16 protein-coding genes and 2 pseudogenes are annotated in these 16343 nt (G+C 55.7%); 12 read left to right on the top strand and 6 right to left on the bottom strand.

Features of this window, described 5'->3' with window-relative positions:
- A pseudogene (gene minC / locus M0974_RS22505) lies at positions 1–211 on the bottom strand (septum site-determining protein MinC); the annotation flags it as partial.
- A 118-nt stretch (positions 212–329) separates the two neighbouring features.
- Between minC and M0974_RS22500 the strand changes: the two are divergent.
- A complete protein-coding gene (locus M0974_RS22500; protein ID WP_297841969.1) occupies positions 330–1277 on the top strand; it encodes a lipid A biosynthesis lauroyl acyltransferase in 948 nt (315 codons plus the stop codon).
- 9 nt (positions 1278–1286) lie between these two features.
- Positions 1287–2507, top strand: coding sequence for a patatin-like phospholipase family protein (locus M0974_RS22495; protein ID WP_297841966.1), 1221 nt, complete (start codon positions 1287–1289; stop codon positions 2505–2507).
- 122 nt (positions 2508–2629) lie between these two features.
- On the opposite strand, the gene M0974_RS22490 is transcribed toward M0974_RS22495, so the two are convergent.
- The 3 genes from M0974_RS22490 to M0974_RS22480 all read right to left on the bottom strand — a co-directional run bounded on the left by M0974_RS22490 (position 2630) and on the right by M0974_RS22480 (position 5861).
- Positions 2630–3484, bottom strand: a complete 855-nt coding sequence (locus M0974_RS22490) for a pirin family protein (RefSeq protein ID WP_297841963.1) — start codon at positions 3482–3484, stop codon at positions 2630–2632.
- 282 nt (positions 3485–3766) lie between these two features.
- Entirely contained in the window at positions 3767–4570 is an 804-nt protein-coding gene (locus M0974_RS22485; protein WP_297841960.1) for a VacJ family lipoprotein, read from the bottom strand.
- On the bottom strand, positions 4563–5861 hold the full coding sequence (locus tag M0974_RS22480) for a serine/threonine protein kinase (RefSeq protein ID WP_297841958.1): 1299 nt from the start codon (positions 5859–5861) through the stop codon (positions 4563–4565). Before M0974_RS22480 ends, M0974_RS22485 begins: the two co-directional genes overlap by 8 nt.
- A gap of 235 nt (positions 5862–6096) precedes the next feature.
- On the opposite strand from M0974_RS22480, the gene M0974_RS22475 reads away from it, so the two are divergent.
- On the top strand, positions 6097–6471 hold the full coding sequence (locus M0974_RS22475) for a hypothetical protein (protein WP_297841955.1): 375 nt from the start codon (positions 6097–6099) through the stop codon (positions 6469–6471).
- Between the two features lie 640 nt (positions 6472–7111).
- Here M0974_RS22475 and M0974_RS22470 read toward each other — a convergent pair.
- Positions 7112–8671 carry a glycosyl hydrolase family 17 protein gene (locus M0974_RS22470; protein ID WP_297841952.1) on the bottom strand — a complete coding sequence of 520 codons (1560 nt, stop codon included), beginning with the start codon at positions 8669–8671 and terminating at the stop codon, positions 7112–7114.
- A gap of 368 nt (positions 8672–9039) precedes the next feature.
- On the opposite strand from M0974_RS22470, the gene M0974_RS22465 reads away from it, so the two are divergent.
- The 3 genes from M0974_RS22465 to M0974_RS22455 all read left to right on the top strand — a co-directional run bounded on the left by M0974_RS22465 (position 9040) and on the right by M0974_RS22455 (position 12108).
- Complete coding sequence (locus M0974_RS22465) at positions 9040–9894, top strand: glycine betaine ABC transporter substrate-binding protein (RefSeq protein ID WP_297841950.1); 855 nt, start codon at positions 9040–9042, stop codon at positions 9892–9894.
- Positions 9895–10141: 247 nt separating this feature from the next.
- Positions 10142–10453 (top strand): DUF485 domain-containing protein, encoded by a 312-nt coding sequence (locus M0974_RS22460; protein ID WP_297841947.1) that lies wholly within the window; start codon positions 10142–10144, stop codon positions 10451–10453.
- Entirely contained in the window at positions 10450–12108 is a 1659-nt protein-coding gene (locus M0974_RS22455) for a cation acetate symporter (RefSeq protein WP_297841944.1), read from the top strand. The genes M0974_RS22460 and M0974_RS22455 overlap by 4 nt, the downstream gene beginning before the upstream one ends.
- Before the next feature lie 91 nt (positions 12109–12199).
- Here the strand turns inward: M0974_RS22455 and M0974_RS22450 are convergent, their stop codons facing one another.
- Positions 12200–12358, bottom strand: coding sequence for a DUF3309 family protein (locus M0974_RS22450; RefSeq protein ID WP_297841942.1), 159 nt, complete (start codon positions 12356–12358; stop codon positions 12200–12202).
- A 149-nt stretch (positions 12359–12507) separates the two neighbouring features.
- Here M0974_RS22450 and M0974_RS22445 point away from each other — a divergent pair, with 149 nt between their 5' ends.
- From M0974_RS22445 to M0974_RS22420, 6 genes and pseudogenes are all read left to right on the top strand, one after another.
- Positions 12508–12885 (top strand): DUF2784 domain-containing protein, encoded by a 378-nt coding sequence (locus tag M0974_RS22445; protein WP_297841939.1) that lies wholly within the window; start codon positions 12508–12510, stop codon positions 12883–12885.
- A 106-nt stretch (positions 12886–12991) separates the two neighbouring features.
- On the top strand, positions 12992–13792 hold the full coding sequence (locus M0974_RS22440; RefSeq protein ID WP_297841936.1) for an SDR family oxidoreductase: 801 nt from the start codon (positions 12992–12994) through the stop codon (positions 13790–13792).
- Positions 13793–14134: 342 nt separating this feature from the next.
- Positions 14135–14467, top strand: a complete 333-nt coding sequence (locus M0974_RS22435) for a YnfA family protein (protein ID WP_297841933.1) — start codon at positions 14135–14137, stop codon at positions 14465–14467.
- Between the two features lie 142 nt (positions 14468–14609).
- Complete coding sequence (gene csrA / locus M0974_RS22430; protein ID WP_297841972.1) at positions 14610–14801, top strand: carbon storage regulator CsrA; 192 nt, start codon at positions 14610–14612, stop codon at positions 14799–14801.
- Between the two features lie 365 nt (positions 14802–15166).
- Entirely contained in the window at positions 15167–15916 is a 750-nt protein-coding gene (locus tag M0974_RS22425; protein WP_297841930.1) for a gluconate 2-dehydrogenase subunit 3 family protein, read from the top strand.
- Between the two features lie 6 nt (positions 15917–15922).
- Positions 15923–16343 (top strand): annotated as a pseudogene (locus tag M0974_RS22420) (GMC family oxidoreductase); the annotation flags it as partial.

Here is a 16343-nt window from a genome sequence, read left to right as displayed (position 1 = left end):
GATCCACCGCGCCTTCGCCGGCCGGCAGTTTGTCCAGTGCCAGCACCAGCGGCGTGTTGCTGAAAAAATTGGGGGCCAGGGCGACCTTTGCCGCCAGTTGGCGATCAAGGGCTTCGAGGTTGTTTCGGGCCAGTTCAAGTACCGTGATGGCCAGCATGCTGCCCTTCAACTGGAACACTGGATCCTGGTCTTGCAATTCGATTTGGCTCATGGTCGGCATAAAGCAGCTTGTCACTAAAAGTGCGGAGACTTATAACGAGAACGCCCGCGAGCCGCAAGCCAAGCCGAACAATGTAGAATGCGCGGCCATTGTCTTGACGGAAGCTTTAATGGACCGCCCGCGTTTTCGAGCTCGTTTTCTTCATCCACGTTTCTGGCCGCTATGGCTGGGCTTGGGCCTGCTCTGGCTGGTCGTTCAGTTGCCGTTTCGGGCGCTTGTGGCCATTGGCCGAGTGCTTGGGCTGGTGATGTATCGATTTGCCGACGACCGTCGGCGCATTGCCGGGCGCAACCTGGAATTGTGCTTTCCGCACCTTTCATCCGACGAACGTAAGCAATTACTAAAGGAAAACTTCGCCTCAACGGGCGTCGCTTTCTTCGAAATGGCCATGAGTTGGTGGTGGTCCCGTGATCGCTTGGCGCAGTTATCGCACATCGAAGGGTTGCAGCACCTTAAGCAGGCGCAGCTAGACGGGAAGGGCGTGATTCTGATGGCGCTGCATTTCACCACGCTTGAAATCGGCGCGGCGTTGTTGGGCCAACAGCACACCATCGACGGGATGTATCGCGAGCACGACAATCCGCTATTTGATTACATCCAGCGCCGTGGCCGCGAACGGCATAACCTCGACTCTCTGGCTGTAGAGCGCGAAGACGTGCGTGGCATGTTCAAAGTTCTGCGAGCCGGGCGGGCCATCTGGTATGCGCCTGATCAAGATTACGGCGCTAAACAAAGCGTATTCGTACCATTCTTTGGTATTCAAGCGGCAACGGTCACTGCCACCAGCACATTCGCCAGGCTGGGCCGCGCGCAGGTGATTCCGTTTACCCAGCAGCGACTGGAAGACGGCAGTGGCTATCGGCTGGTGATTCATCCGCCGCTGAGCGATTTTCCTGGCGAAAGCGACGAGGTCGATTGCTTGCGCATCAACCAGTTTGTCGAGCGCGCTGTATTGGAGTGCCCGGCCCAGTATTTGTGGGCACATCGGCGCTTTAAAAGTCGACCACCGGGGGAGCCGAAGCTGTATAAGAAGCGTGATCTTCAAAAGAAAGGTTAATCAATAATAATGCCGACATCCGTCGCAGAAGAAACCGTGAACACCGCTACCGAATTCGCGGGTGTTGGTGCCGTCAGTAGCGCTGCGGAGCCTATTACCGGGCTCATCCTGTCGGGCGGTGGTGCAAGGGCGTCTTATCAGGTCGGAGTCCTCGCCGGAATCGCTGAATTGCTGCCGGCGGGCGCGCCGAATCCGTTTCCTGTGATCGTCGGTACATCGGCTGGCGCGATCAATGCGGTCCAACTGGCCAGTGGTGCTGAGCATTTCCGTTCGGCCATTCATCAGTTGGTCGAATTCTGGCAGGGCTTTCGCAGCCATCAGGTGCTGCGCAGCGACTGGAGCGGGGTGATTCGTCAAGCCAGTCGCTTCGTGGGTCACAGCTTGTTGGGTATCGGCTCACACGTGCCGGTGGCGTTGCTCAACAGCTCGCCGTTGCGCGATCTGCTAAGCGAGGGCCTTGATCTGCGGGGAATTGATCGCGCCATTGCCAATAAGCACCTGCGCGCGGTGGCGGTGACGGCCTTCGGTTATGAATCCGGGCAGGCGGTCACGTTCTATCAGGGCAAAGGCAGTATCGATTCCTGGCTACGTCATCGACGGATTGGAATGCCGACGCAGTTGACGGTTGACCATTTACTCGCCAGTTCGGCGATTCCTTTGTTATTTGCCCCGGTTAAAATCGACCAGGAGTTTTTCGGTGACGGTGCCGTGCGGCAGTCCGCGCCGATCAGCCCGGCTTTGCACTTGGGGGCGAATCGGGTGTTGGTGGTCGGGGTCAGCGGCAACTCGCGCGGCATTGAAACCAATAATCCATTGCAGCGGGTGATGGTAGGTTCGCAACCCACCTTGGCGCAGATTGGTGGGCACATGCTCAACAGCACGTTCATCGACAGCCTGGAAAGCGATATTGAATTGCTCGAGAGGCTTAATTTGCTGAGTCATCTGTTGCCAGGGGAGCAGCCGGCGCGAACGTTGGGTTTGGCGCCGGTCGAGGTTTTAGTGATCTCCCCCAGCCAGCCCATCGATGAAATCGCCGCCCGCCATCGACATGAACTGCCGCCGGCATTGCGCATGTTTCTACGTGGACCCGGGGCGACCAAAACCAGTGGCGCCGGGGTGCTGAGTTACTTGCTGTTCGAGGCGGGTTATTGCAGCGAATTGATCGAACTGGGCCGCCGCGATGCATTGGCCCAGAGTGATCAACTGAAGAGGTTTTTGCGGTTGGGGTGAGGTCTCGCTGGTTCATACAATGTGGGACCGAATTCATTCGGGAAGCCCTTGGCGCGGTATCAGGCATACCGAGGCGCGACATTCCCGAATGAATTCGGTCCCACAGGTCAATGAACCGCGATTTAAGCCGTCAGCTTGTTATCGCGAAAATCGCGCAATGCCTGGTCGATCTCTTCCCGGGTGTTCATCACAAACGGCCCGTATTGCACAATCGGCTCATGCAGCGGCTTGCCGGCGATTAACAGTACCTTCGCCCCTGAGGCGCTGTGCAGTTGCAGATCGCCTTCCTCGGACAATCGCGCCATACGGCTGGTGCTAATCGCTTGCGGCTGACCTGCCAGCTCAACGGTGCCTTCATACACGTACAAAAACACCCGATGGCCCTGAGGGATGCGCGGACTGATGCTAGAACCCGCTGGCATGTGCATATCGAAATAAAACGGCTCAGTGTCTGGGCGTTGCACTGCTCCCGGCTGTTGTACCCGGCCGTCATCGAACGTGCCCGCCATGACTGTCACGTTCACGCCCGCTTCAGTGGTCAGCTTGGGAACATTCTCCGGCTGTATATCCTGATAGCTGGCAGGGCCAAGCTTGGTCTTGCCCGGCAGGTTGACCCACAGCTGGAAGCCGCGCATTTCGCCTTCTTCTTGCTCTGGCATTTCGCTGTGGATAACTCCGCGCGCTGCGGTCATCCATTGCACACCACCGCCTTGCAGTAGACCCACGTTGCCCATGTGATCTTCATGGCGCATGCGGCCTTCGATCATGTAGGTCACGGTTTCAAAACCACGGTGCGGGTGCGACGGGAAGCCGGCAATGTAATCGTCGGCCTTGTCCGAGCCGAACTCATCAAGCATCAAGAACGGATCAAACAGCTCCGCGCTTTGCCCGCCGAACACTCGGGTCAACTTTACGCCGGCGCCATCGGAAGTCGGTTGGCCGGTGTGAATCGCCAGCACTTTGCGAAATTGAGTCATTACGGCAACTCCTGATCAAGTGGGAATGGTCGACATGCTATGCCGAACGAGTCGATCGATGGGTGCGTTTTTTGCGGGATGTTGATCGGGTTTTTTGATGGGTTGGCATTGGCACTTGTAATGGTGTTGTCTGCCCGGACGCCTTCCCGAACAAGTTCGGTCCCACCTAATCTCAGCATGCCGCCGGATTTGGGGCAATCCACAAAAACTGTGGGAGCAAGCTTGCTTGCGAAGGTCGCGACGCGGTGTGGCTGGCACACCGCGAGGAGGGCTTACAGATGACTACTCAGCAATCTGCAACTTTCGCGCTTCGGTGTACACGTAACGCACTTTCTCGTATTCGAACGGCGAGTTTAGCTGTCCATAACGGAAGGTGGTGATGTAACGCTTGTCGATAGCGCGCAGCAGGTAGATCTCTGGGTGATTCTCGCTGACCTGGGAAACGTTCAGGAAATTGATCTGCGATTCGGCGGTGAAGTCGAATACCAAGCCGCCGGTATCACGCAAGTTCGATGGACCCAGTAGTGGCAATACTAGGTAAGGGCCGGCTGGCACGCCGTAGAAGCCCAATGTCTGACCGAAGTCTTCGCTCTGGCGGGGCAAGCCCATCGCTGTGGCAGGGTCCCATAATCCGGCTATACCGATGGTGGTGTTGAGCAACAGTCGGCCAGTGGTGTGTAGCGAGCGTTGGCCTTTGAGCTGGAACAGGCTGTTCAGCAGGTTGGAGATGTCACCCAAGTTGCCGAAAAAGTTACTGACGCCAGTGCGCAAGAAGCTCGGGGTTACGTACTTGTAGCCATTCACCACTGGCAGGAACACCCACTCATCAAAGCGATAGTTGAAGTGGTAAACCCTGCGGTTCCACGACTCAATCGGGTCGTAAACGTTAAGGGCGTTCAAGGTGGCGCGTTCAAACTCGCGTTGATCCAGGCCCGGGTTGAACTTGAGTGACTTCAATGGCTCGGTGAAACCGTCCGGGTCGGAGGCTCTGGGGACGGTGGCTGGGTGAGTCGCGGGGGTCACGTCAGCGGCGTTAGCAATACCTGCACACAGCAAGACAGCGATAAACAAAAGATGTTTAGCCACGGAAAAACTCCAGCATGGCGTCGCTGTTGACGCGGTAATTTAGGTTGCCGCAATGGCCGCCGTAAGGGTAAACAGTCAAACGATCGCCGAAGGTCTTGCGCAGGAAACCGAGGTCGCCGGCACCCAGGATCACATCATCAGCATTGTGCATAACGGCAATTTTCGTGCTGTTGTGCAGGTAATCCTTGAGCGCATACAGGCTGACCTGATCCACCAATTGCAACAGGCTGCCACCGTCGGTGCGGGCGCGCCACATCGGGATAACCTGATTGGTCAGGTAGCAATCGAAATCACACTGCAGCGCGCGTTTAAGGAACGGTGTAAGGCTGGTGCCTTCGGTGATCGGATACTTTGGCGGGGTAATCAGTCCGCGGCGGTTGATCAGGTCGGAGGTAAACGCGATGTCGGCGGCTGAGAAGCGGAATGAGGTGCCGATCAGCATCGCCATCTGCTCGTTGGACAGATGCTGTTTGGATTGCTGGAAGTCGAACAACAGCGCGTCGTTAAGGTCAATGTAGCCTTTTTGCTTGAAGTAACGGGTCAGCTTGGTCAGTACCAGTTCATAGAACGTAGTGCTGTTGTTGATGCCTTTGACTTCGGTCTGCACCAGCTTGTCGAGGTTGCTGATCGAGGTGTACAAATTGACCGGTGGGTTGAGCAGCAACACACGTTTGAAGTTGAAGCTTTTGCGGGTTTCGTCCAGTTGACTGACAAACGCCGCGTCCAGCGCGCCCAAGCTGTAACCGGTCAGGTAGTAGTCGGTAATCTGCAAATCCGATTGTTGCGCGCGGACTGCTTGCATCACGCGGTACAAATCCTCTGCATCATCCTTGGTTACACCTGGAGTGGCGAACCGCGAAGCAGCGGTCATGAAGTCGAAACTGGTCGGCGACGACAACTGCACGACATTATAGCCAGCGCCGTAATACAGCTTCTTCAAAAACTCGTTGATGGTGCTGGTGTACGGAGCGCCAGTGCCCGCGATCAAAAAGATGAGCGGAGCAGGGTGATTCTGTTTGGCCAAACGGTAACGTAGCTTCTTCACTGCCCAGAAGTTATCCGGCAGGGTGAATTCACGTTCAGGGCGCAGGTTAAGCGTGTAGTCCGCCTGGTTGATGTCCGCCTCAGCCGGAAGCTTCGGTTGCAGGTCCGGTGGGGTTGAGGCGATTGTCGCTTCAAACGGGTTCGTCAAAGGGTAGCCATAGGTGGCGGGGTCAACATCGACCGCCAAGGCAGACGCACTTAAAACGAGGCCGCCCATAAAGGCAGCGAAGCGCAGAAAACGGGGCATGACTAAGTCCCTTAGGAAAGTGCAGGATGAGATACGCAGGCTATGACCACGGGTGTAGTGCCAAAGTGCCGCACTTGCAAGGAAACGCCCAATAATTAGGTTGAGAAGGTACAGTTCCTCGCACGTTATAAACAGTACGCGTGGTCTAAAACTGATTCGGTGTCTTGCATACCGGCCTCGGGCGACTATGCTGAGCGCCGTTTCGCGTTCGTTCGCTGGTTTTCTGGAGTACTGCATGTTCCGCCGTTTGCCCATGATTGTGTTGCTTGTTGTGCTGCCTCTGTGGCTCGTCGCCAGCTATGGCGTGCGTTTTTCGTTGATGGAGGATGCGCGCTGGGTCGGAATTTGCACCAGTGAGGCGCTGAATTGGCAATGCCAGGTTCGTTCAAACCTTGGGCTGATGATTCACTTTGGCACAATGGGCTGGGCGGCTTTGGTCACGTCGATCGTTGCGTTTTGCGTGCGGGGTCGTGCGGGGTGGGCATTGGCGGTGTTGGCGATGTTGTTCGCGATTCCATCTCTGGCTTTGTACAGCGCAAGCCTTGCAGTGTTTGCGGTGGTGATTGCTGGTCTGCGGTTGGTTCGGGCCAGTCGAGCCAAACCTCTGTAGGAGCCATCTTGTTGGCGATTAACCAGGCGACTCGGCCTTTCTGAAAAATCGCGTTACGCCCCTCGCCAACACGTTGGCTCCTACAGAGTGTGTGCAATTTCTCAAACCGCAGACAGCACTGAGGGGAGCCTGGGCTCCCCTCTAATAGTGTTGCGTGCTCTATTTTTATTATTATAGGGCGGCCTATTCTTGTTTTTGGCGACCAATCCCTTACTGCAGTTCGTGTGATCCCCATGCAGGATCAAGAGCAAACGTATTTTTTTGAGCGCTGTCCTGCTTTCATCACTAAGGTGATCCAACCAGTTCGGGAGCTACCTGAGGGTAGTTTTATTGTTCTCTGCCCGGTTGTGGGATCGAAATCCCGATAAAGCAATTCCACTCCAAAAAAATCTGTTAGCTACGCCTCTGTCCGTGTTGTTCTTGTTATGTCAGAGCCGATACGTATTGTTTTTATTGGGTACTGCTATGTTTCTTATTTTTGTTATGCAAGAGAGATAGCAGGAGCCGTGCCAACTTTTAAAAATCGTTATAAATCAATAACATAGAAAATTCAGTTCAAATCCGCCGCAAAAAACCATCAGCATTTGTTTCCGTGTTACCCGGTTGCATACCGGCCTTTGTGGGGCCGGTAACACAATTTTCACATCTGCACGTTGCGTACGCGCAAGCAGCGCCAGAGCGCGGCGGTGGTTAGCAGGCTGACCAGCGCCCAGCCCCAGGCTTGTTGGCTGAGCAACCCTTCTTGATACATCTGCGGTGCGATGCCTGCGCCAATGATAAAGGTCAACAGGGCGATTTCCCTTCGAGGCACGCGCACCGGGCGCAGCACATAGAACACCGCTGGCAGTAACAATGTCGGTGTCGGGAAGCTGCGGTAACGGGCGTCGAATACCAACGCCAACATCATGACGGCGGCGACGAAACCGGTGGCCACGACCCACCAACCCGCTCGGGCTTCGAACCAATTGAACGCGCCTGCGCGCCAACCCTGTTTTGCCGACAGTGCCAGCGCCGCGTGGGCCAGCACCAGCAGGTTCAGCCCGACCAACAGTGCCGCCCAGACCCATTCGCCAGCAAAGCGCGTCGTGACTCGTGCCAGCTCACCCCATGTGCCGATGCAGCACGCGCCCAATGCCGCCAGCAACGGCAACACCAGCGCTGAACGGGTGGTCGATACTCGACCGGCCAATCCCAGGGTCAATACAAACAATACGCCGCTGAACGACAGCCAGAACGGCCAATACGCCAAGTTGGACACAGGGCCTTCGAGCACGCCTTTTTCATGGCGATCCGCATCAAACAAACCCCAGTAACCGCCAACCGCGCCTTCCGCTGCACGTTTCCACGGCTGGTCGAACGCTTCAATCAAGTTGTAGTGCCAGCCGTTCTGTTCAGCCATCGCGACGAAACCACGGATAAAGCGTGCCTCATTGGCCCTGCTTGGGACGGCGGTTTCTCGCTGCCGGCCTTCGCTTGGCCAGCCGGTTTCACCAATAAAGATGTCTTTGGGGGCGAAGCGTTTGCCAAAGGTCTCGCGTACTTGCGCAACATGCTGCAACGCATCGTCGATGCCGCGCGGGTCATCTTCCCAGTAAGGCAGTAGGTGAATAGTCAGGAAGTCCACAACCGGTGCGACTTCCGGGTATTGCAGCCAGAAGTCCCAGACATCGGCGTAGGTGACCGGTTGTTTGACCTGACTTTTGACTTCTACGATCAGCTTGGCCAATTGCGCGCCGGTTATTTCTTTGCGCAGCAGGGTTTCGTTACCGACGATCACCGCCGTCACCACATCCGGGTTGGCATTCGCCGAAGCGATCAGAGCGTTGATTTCCAGGGCGGTGTCGACCGGATTGGCATTGACCCACGCGCCAATCATCACCTTCAGGCCATGCTTGCGGGCCAGCGCGGGAATGCCTTCGAGCCCGGTCATCGAGTACGTACGAATGCATTGGAAGCGCGTGGCCAACAGTGCAAGGTCAGCGTCCATTCGTTCCGGCCGCAGCTTGAACGGTTGGTCAAAGGGGGATTGGTCTTTATCGAACGGGGTATACGACGCGCACTGCAGTTTGTGGGTCGGCGTGGCGGCATCCGGCAGAATGACGGGCTTGCCCAGTCCATACCAAAAAACGCACATGGCGACTACAGCAAACAAGCAAGCGAGCAGATAAGGTGTGACGGGGAAGCGTGAAGTTGCAGGCATGATCGGGCCGAAATGGGGCGAAGGCCGGCATGGTACCTGTATTTTTCAAAGGGCTGGAGCGGCCCTTTGTTTCTAACACCTATAACGACATGCAAGGTTCGGGCGTACGGGACCGTTTATTTGCGCTGGTTTGTCGTTAGTAGCATGGTGATGTCGTTTCTCACTGCTTTGAGGTCGCTGGCAGAGCAGGAGGGTTGCCACTGCAGGTTGATTATCAGTGCGCCAGCATGCTGTTGCTCTTGGTAGCAGCGAACAGGTGAGGCGTGAGGGGGGCGGAGCGCTCCAAAACCGAGCATGAACAGCGGTCCCTTAAAAAAACGTTAAAGATGCCCGACACTCGTCGGGTGCAGCATTTTGGGGAAGTAACGATGAAGATGCGTAGAATCCTTGGCGCAGGTGCCGTTCTGGCACTGGCGATCAGTTCCACCCTGGCCGTTGCAGATGCTAAGCCCGAGCTGTCCATCGGTTATGTTGACGGCTGGTCCGACAGCGTTGCTACTACTAACGTAGCCGCCCAAGTGATCGAGCAAAAGCTCGGCTATCCAGTCAAGCTCCAAGCGGTAGCGACAGGGATCATGTGGCAAGGCGTTGCTACCGGTAAACTCGACGCAATGCTCTCAGCCTGGCTGCCAGTGACCCACGGTGAATACTGGACTAAGAACAAGGACTTGGTTGTCGACTACGGTCCTAACTTCAAGGACGCGAAAATCGGCCTGATCGTTCCTGAGTACGTCAAAGCCAACAGCATTGCCGACCTGAAGACAGATACCAGCTTCAAAAACAAAATCGTCGGGATCGATGCCGGTTCAGGCGTAATGCTCAAGACCGACCAGGCGATCAAAGATTACGACCTGACCGGTTACAAATTACAGGCTAGCTCTGGCGCAGCCATGATTTCCGAACTGACCCGCGCGGAAAACAAACATGAGTCCATCGCCGTTACCGGTTGGGTTCCGCACTGGATGTTCGCCAAGTGGAAACTGAAGTTCCTGGAAGATCCAAAAGGCGTTTATGGCGCGGCCGAGACTGTTGATAGCGTCGGTAGCCTGGGCCTTGAGAAGAAAGCACCTGAAGTGGCCGCTTTTCTGAAAAAATTCCAGTGGGCGTCCAAGGATGAAATCGGCGAAGTCATGCTCGCTATCCAAGACGGCGCCAAGCCTGAAGTCGCAGCGAAAGATTGGGTTGCCAAGCACCCGGACCGCGTTGCTGAGTGGACCAAATAATCTGCTGCAACGTGTCTAAATAGCACCTCTCAAGGCCATCGGGCATTATTGCCAGATGGCCTTTTGCTTTCATTCTGTTTTTTCGCGGACCCATCCCCTCCAACATTCCCCGCAGACACTACGCTTGGTCCATGCACCGGGTACTTCAACGACCGGTATCTTTCTAATACTAAGGTCGTCTGGAGTGCGGGCTAGAGCAGACTAAAGTGCAATGCGTTACATCTCATCTGTGCTGAGGATAAAAATAATGAACGACAGCATTTACCTCTCGATTCAAAACAGCCCGCTTTTCAAGGAGCTGGTTTCGAAGAGAGAACGTTTCGCCTGGATACTCTCGGCGATCATGCTCGGGCTTTACGCCGCCTTCATCTTTCTAATTGCTTATGGGCCGCATGTACTCGGGGGAAAGATAAGCCCTGACTCATCGATCACGTGGGGAATTCCCATCGGTGTGGGGCTGATTCTTTCAGCGTTCGTCCTGACCGCGATCTATGTTTACCGTGCTAACGGTGAATTCGACGACCTGAACAAGGCAATTCTCAAGGAGGCTCAGCAATGATCCGGCGTCTACTAGCGGCCCTTGGCCTGGCAGTATTCGCACCGAGCCTGTGGGCGGCCGAGGCCCTCACTGGAGCTGTGCAGAAACAACCATTAAACGTATCGGCGATCATCATGTTCGTCCTGTTCGTTGGTATCACCCTTTGCATTACTTATTGGGCGTCCAAGCGCACTAAGTCGGCAGCGGATTACTACTCAGCGGGCGGCAAAATCACCGGTTTGCAAAATGGCTTGGCCATCGCTGGCGACTACATGTCGGCGGCGTCGTTCCTGGGTATTTCCGCGCTGGTGTACACCTCCGGCTATGACGGCTTGATCTACTCGATCGGCTTCCTGGTGGGTTGGCCGATCATTCTGTTCCTGATCGCCGAACGCCTGCGTAACCTGGGCAAATACACCTTTGCTGACGTGGCGTCCTATCGCCTCAAGCAAAAAGAAATTCGTACCCTGTCCGCCTGCGGTTCGCTGGTGGTGGTTGCGTTCTACCTGATTGCGCAGATGGTGGGTGCCGGCAAGCTGATTCAGCTGCTGTTCGGTCTCGACTACTACGTCGCGGTGATCCTGGTCGGCATCCTGATGTGCATGTATGTACTCTTTGGCGGCATGTTGGCCACCACGTGGGTACAAATCATCAAGGCCGTACTGCTGCTGTCCGGCGCCTCGTTCATGGCACTCATGGTCATGAAACACGTCAACTTCGACTTTAACACCCTGTTCTCCGAGGCGATCAAAGTTCACCCTAAAGGTGAAGCGATCATGAGCCCAGGTGGACTGGTGAAAGATCCGATCTCAGCCTTCTCGCTGGGCCTGGCGTTGATGTTCGGTACCGCGGGCCTGCCACACATCCTGATGCGCTTTTTCACCGTGAGTGACGCGAAAGAAGCGCGTAAATCGGTGCTCTACGCAACGGGCTTCATCGGCTACTTCTACATCCTGACGTTCATCATCGGCTTCGGCGCGATCCTGCTGGTCAGCACCAACCCAGCTTTCAAAGACGCTGCAGGCGCTTTGTTGGGCGGTAACAACATGGCCGCGGTGCACTTGGCCGATGCGGTCGGTGGCAGTCTGTTCCTGGGCTTCATCTCGGCAGTGGCGTTCGCCACCATCCTGGCAGTGGTTGCGGGTCTTACCCTGGCCGGTGCGTCGGCGGTGTCCCACGACCTGTATGCCAGCGTGATCAAAGAAGGCAAGGCTAACGAGAAGGATGAGATTCGGGTTTCCAAGATCACCACTGTCGTATTGGCAGTCGTAGCGATCGGCCTGGGCATTCTGTTCGAAAACCAGAACATCGCGTTCATGGTTGGCCTGGCATTCTCCATCGCGGCAAGCTGTAACTTCCCGGTACTGCTGCTTTCCATGTACTGGAAAAACCTGACCACCCGTGGCGCCATGATTGGCGGCTGGATGGGCTTGATAACGGCGGTTGGCCTGATGATCCTTGGCCCAACCATCTGGGTGCAGATCCTGCACCACGCTACGCCTATCTTCCCTTACGAATACCCGGCGCTGTTCTCCATCGCTGTGGCCTTCGTCGGTATCTGGTTCTTCTCGATTACTGATAAATCGAAAGCGGCAGAGGGCGAACGTGCCTTGTTCTTCCCGCAGTTCGTGCGCTCGCAGACAGGTCTGGGTGCTACCGGTGCGGTGTCTCACTAATACCAAGTGACGCAAAAAAAGCAGCCTTAGGGCTGCTTTTTTTATGCCATTCAACTGCACAGCGTCAACTCTGGGTTTGACTCTTCAGGCACTAGATTCTGCCGAGTAATACCAGTATCAACAGGATAACCAGAATGGTACCGATGATGCCCGATGGCCCGTAGCCCCAGCTTCTGGAGTGAGGGAATACTGGCAGGCCGCCAACTAGCAGGATGATCAGAATGATGATGAGGATAGTGCCAATGCCCATGATGAGTTCCCTCTTTCTTTGTGGGTAGCTTCAACAGATCACACGTTTGACGCTCAATGCACAAATCGTGTACTGCTTAAATATTCCGACTACGGCGGCTTTGAAAAAGTCCGTAACGCCTGAAGTAAAAATTAACAAGGGTGTGAAATATGCTTTATCGCATTGCTGCCGATGCCGTGGTGTTCTTGCATCTTTTGTTCATTATCTTCGTTGTCATTGGCGGGCTGCTGGTGGTTCGTTGGCGTTGGTTGATTGCGCTGCACCTACCTGCTGTCATGTGGGGCGCGGTGGTCGAGTTCTTTCATCTGTATTGCCCGCTCACGCCACTGGAAAACAGCCTGCGGCTACAGGCCGGCGAGCAGGGTTATAGCGGCGATTTTATCGAGCATTACTTGGTCCCGCTGATCTATCCGGCAGGGCTTACACCGCAGACTCAGCTGGTGTTGGGCGCGGTCGTGGTGGTGGTGAATGGCGGTGTCTATGGGTGGTTGTTGAGAGACTATCTGACTAGGCGCAACGCCTTATAGTCCGCGGGTTTTCCCTTGGTATTCAGCATTCTGATGGTAGGGCGCGGCGGCGATAACCTTCGCTACACTGCGGCTCATCTTCCCCAGAACAACAAGGCAGTCCCCTATGCAAAATCGCATGATGGTCACCGGCGCCGGGTCGGGCCTGGGTCGTGAAATCGCACTGCGCTGGGCTCGAGAAGGCTGGCAGTTGGCGTTGTCGGATGTCAGTGAACCCGGCCTGCAAGAAACCCTGAAGTTGGTGCGCGAGGCGGGCGGTGACGGTTTCGTCCAGCGCTGTGACGTGCGTGATTACAGCCAACTGACGGCGTTCGCCCAAGCGTGCGAGGAAAAATTCGGCGGTATCGACGTGATCGTCAATAACGCGGGCGTTGCCTCTGGCGGATTCTTTGCTGAGTTGTCGCTGGAGGATTGGGATTGGCAGATCGCGATCAACTTGATGGGTGTGGTCAAGGGCTGTAAAGCGTTTTTGCCGCTGCTGGAATCAAGCAAGGGCAAGATTATCAATATCGCGTCCATGGCGGCCCTGATGCAAGGCCCGGCCATGAGTAACTACAACGTGGCCAAGGCCGGTGTAGTGGCGTTGTCGGAAAGCCTGCTGATCGAACTGCGTCATCAGGACGTCAGCGTACACGTGGTGTGCCCGTCGTTTTTCCAGACCAACCTGCTCGACTCGTTCCGCGGCCCGACCCCGGCGATGAAAGCCCAAGTAGGCAAGCTGCTGGAAAGCTCACCGATCAGCGCCAGCGATATCGCCAACTACATTTTCGAGCAGGTGGCCAAAGGCGAATTCATGATCCTGCCCCACGAACAAGGGCGTATGGCCTGGCAGTTGAAACAGAAAAACCCACAGCTGCTGTATGACGAAATGGCGTCTATGTCCGATAAAATGCGGGCTAAGTTGTAAGGGTCGCCGCCTTCATAGCACTGCCCAAGCTGCCCATAAATCCTGTGGGAGATTCTATGTTTGAGGGCAATCTACAGATCCCAGTGGTAGCGAACTTGTTCGCGAAGGTAGCGCTGCGGTATGTCTGATAAACCGCGGCGTCTGCTTCCTGAACAAGTTCGGTCCCACTGAGTCTCGGCATGCCACCGGATTTGGGGCAATCCAAAAAACTGTGTGAGCAAGCTTGCTTGCGAAGGCGATGGCATGCGCCCAGGTGCTTCGGGATCGAAAACCCCGCTCTCCCTTGCTCTACCCCACCCATCTCGCTAGGGTTACTACCACTCAACCCAGCGAGATTCTGCTGTGCTCAATTACCTTTGGTTCTTCCTAGCGGCGTTGTTCGAGATCGCGGGGTGTTACGCGTTCTGGATGTGGCTTCGTCTGGGCAAAAGCGCGCTCTGGATATTCCCCGCGCTGCTCAGCCTGACGCTGTTCGCCTTTTTACTCACTAGGGTTGAAGCCACCTACGCCGGACGTGCCTACGCGGCGTATGGCGGTATCTATATTGTCGCGTCGATTGGCTGGTTGGGTATGGTCGAGCGGGTTCGGCCACTGAACTCCGATTGGCTGGGCGCCGCGCTATGCGTCATCGGTGCCAGTGTCATCCTTTTTGGTCCGCGATTCTCCCAATCCTGAGCGACTTTCGCCTGAATGTAGGGCGATTCCGTAGGATCAATCTGGTGAGGGCGAAGGGCATTACTGATTTGCCGTTAGTGCATTGATGGGGGCGATTTTGCAGGGCAATCTGCACTCTTTTGTAACAAAGAGGGTAGACAAAATGCTTGTAATAACGCGGGAGGTTGGAGAAACATTTTCTATCGGCGACAACATCACAGTGCAGGTTCTGGCCGTGAACGGCAATCAGGTACGGCTAGGAATAACAGCGCCAAAAGACGTCAAAATCAATCGAGCGGAGGTTTACCATCGCATCCAAAGCCGGCTGGCAGCGGAGAAGCTGGCGTTGCGTTAAACCTGATGCTTCGGTTAGTGCATGGCAAGCTAACGCGCCATAGTGAAGCGACCCTTGGTCAACACCCCATTGTTGCAGAACCTGCAATTGTTAATTGCAAAATGAATGGGGTGTAACTTTCCGCAACACAATTATGATGGCGCATCCTCTCAAAAAGATGGCTGAAGGATCTGGGTATCACCCGTTTAGTGTGCGCCATGCGCACGCAGCGTTGCCAGAGACTAAATGCCACACCCTCGCGTTAGCCTCAATCGCTCGATGTCATAACCCGACATCGGCGTAAAACCGTGCACTGATCTCGAAGAACACGCCTTCGACGTGGCCTGATTTACCGGCCCGTCAGATGCTCTTCGCAGGAGTTTTGAATGACCGAAAAATCCACCAAAGGCTTTACCCGGCGACAACTTCTAGTCTCCTCCGTTACTTCCATCGCCGTCGGTGCAGCAGCCACTGCTAAAGCCGCAACCCTGGTCGGTATTCCGCAGTGGGTTCCCTTTGATCGCAACGGCCCGATGCACTATGACACGCCGGGTTTGCAATTCTTTACTGCCGACGAAGCGCGTGAAGTAGATGCGATCGTCGAACGCTTGATCCCTGCCGACGAACTAAGCGTTAGTGGCAAAGACGCCGGTTGTGGGGTGTTTATCGACCGTCAACTGGCGGGCGAGTACGGCACGTTTGACCGCTTGTATATGCAGGGCCCGTTCGAGAAGGGCACGGCCATGCAAGGCGATCAATCGTCTTTGGTGCCACAACAGCGCTACCGTCTCGGCCTCGCCGGGCTAGCCGCCTATTGCCAAAAGCAATTCCAGAAAGGTTTTAGCGCCCTGAGTGCCGAAGACAAGGACAAGGTCCTGACCGATTTGGAAAAAGGTGCCATCAGCCTCGACGGTATTGATTCCAAGCTGTTCTTCCAGCAGGTGCTGGGCAACACGATGGAAGGCTTCTTCGCCGACCCGATCTATGGCGGCAACCGCGACATGGTGTCGTGGAAAATGATCGGTTTCCCCGGCGCGCGTTATGACTACCGCGATTACATCGCCAAGCATAACCAGAAGCTCAACCTCGTACCGATCTCCATCATCGGCAGCTCCGCCTGGAACAAAAAGGGTTAAATCGACATGGCAAAGAAACTACCTTCCACCGACGTCGTGGTTGTCGGACTTGGCTGGGCCGGATCTATCATCGCCAACGAACTGGCCGATGAAGGCCTGAGCGTAATCGGCTTCGAACGCGGCCCTTGGCGTGACACTGCTACCGACTTCAGCATTGCTACAGCGACTGACGAGCTGCGCTATTCGCGCCGTCAGGAACTGATGCTGCGCACCAAGCAGAACACCTGCACCATGCGCAACAGCGTCACCGAAACGGCATTGCCGATGCGCACCTGGGGTTCGTTTCACCCTGGCAACGGCACTGGCGGCGCGGGCAATCACTGGGCGGGGATTACCTTCCGCTTTCAGCCCCACGAGTTCCGTCTGCACAGTCACCTGACCGAGCGCTACGGCAAAGAGCTGTCCCCGGAGCTGACCCTACAAGACT

This window comes from Pseudomonas sp. (assembly GCF_026224925.1).
In the GTDB taxonomy this organism is placed as follows: Bacteria; Pseudomonadota; Gammaproteobacteria; order Pseudomonadales; family Pseudomonadaceae; genus Aquipseudomonas.
Note: the sequence above shows the minus strand (reverse complement) of the source record. Positions and strands in the feature narration are given on the sequence as shown.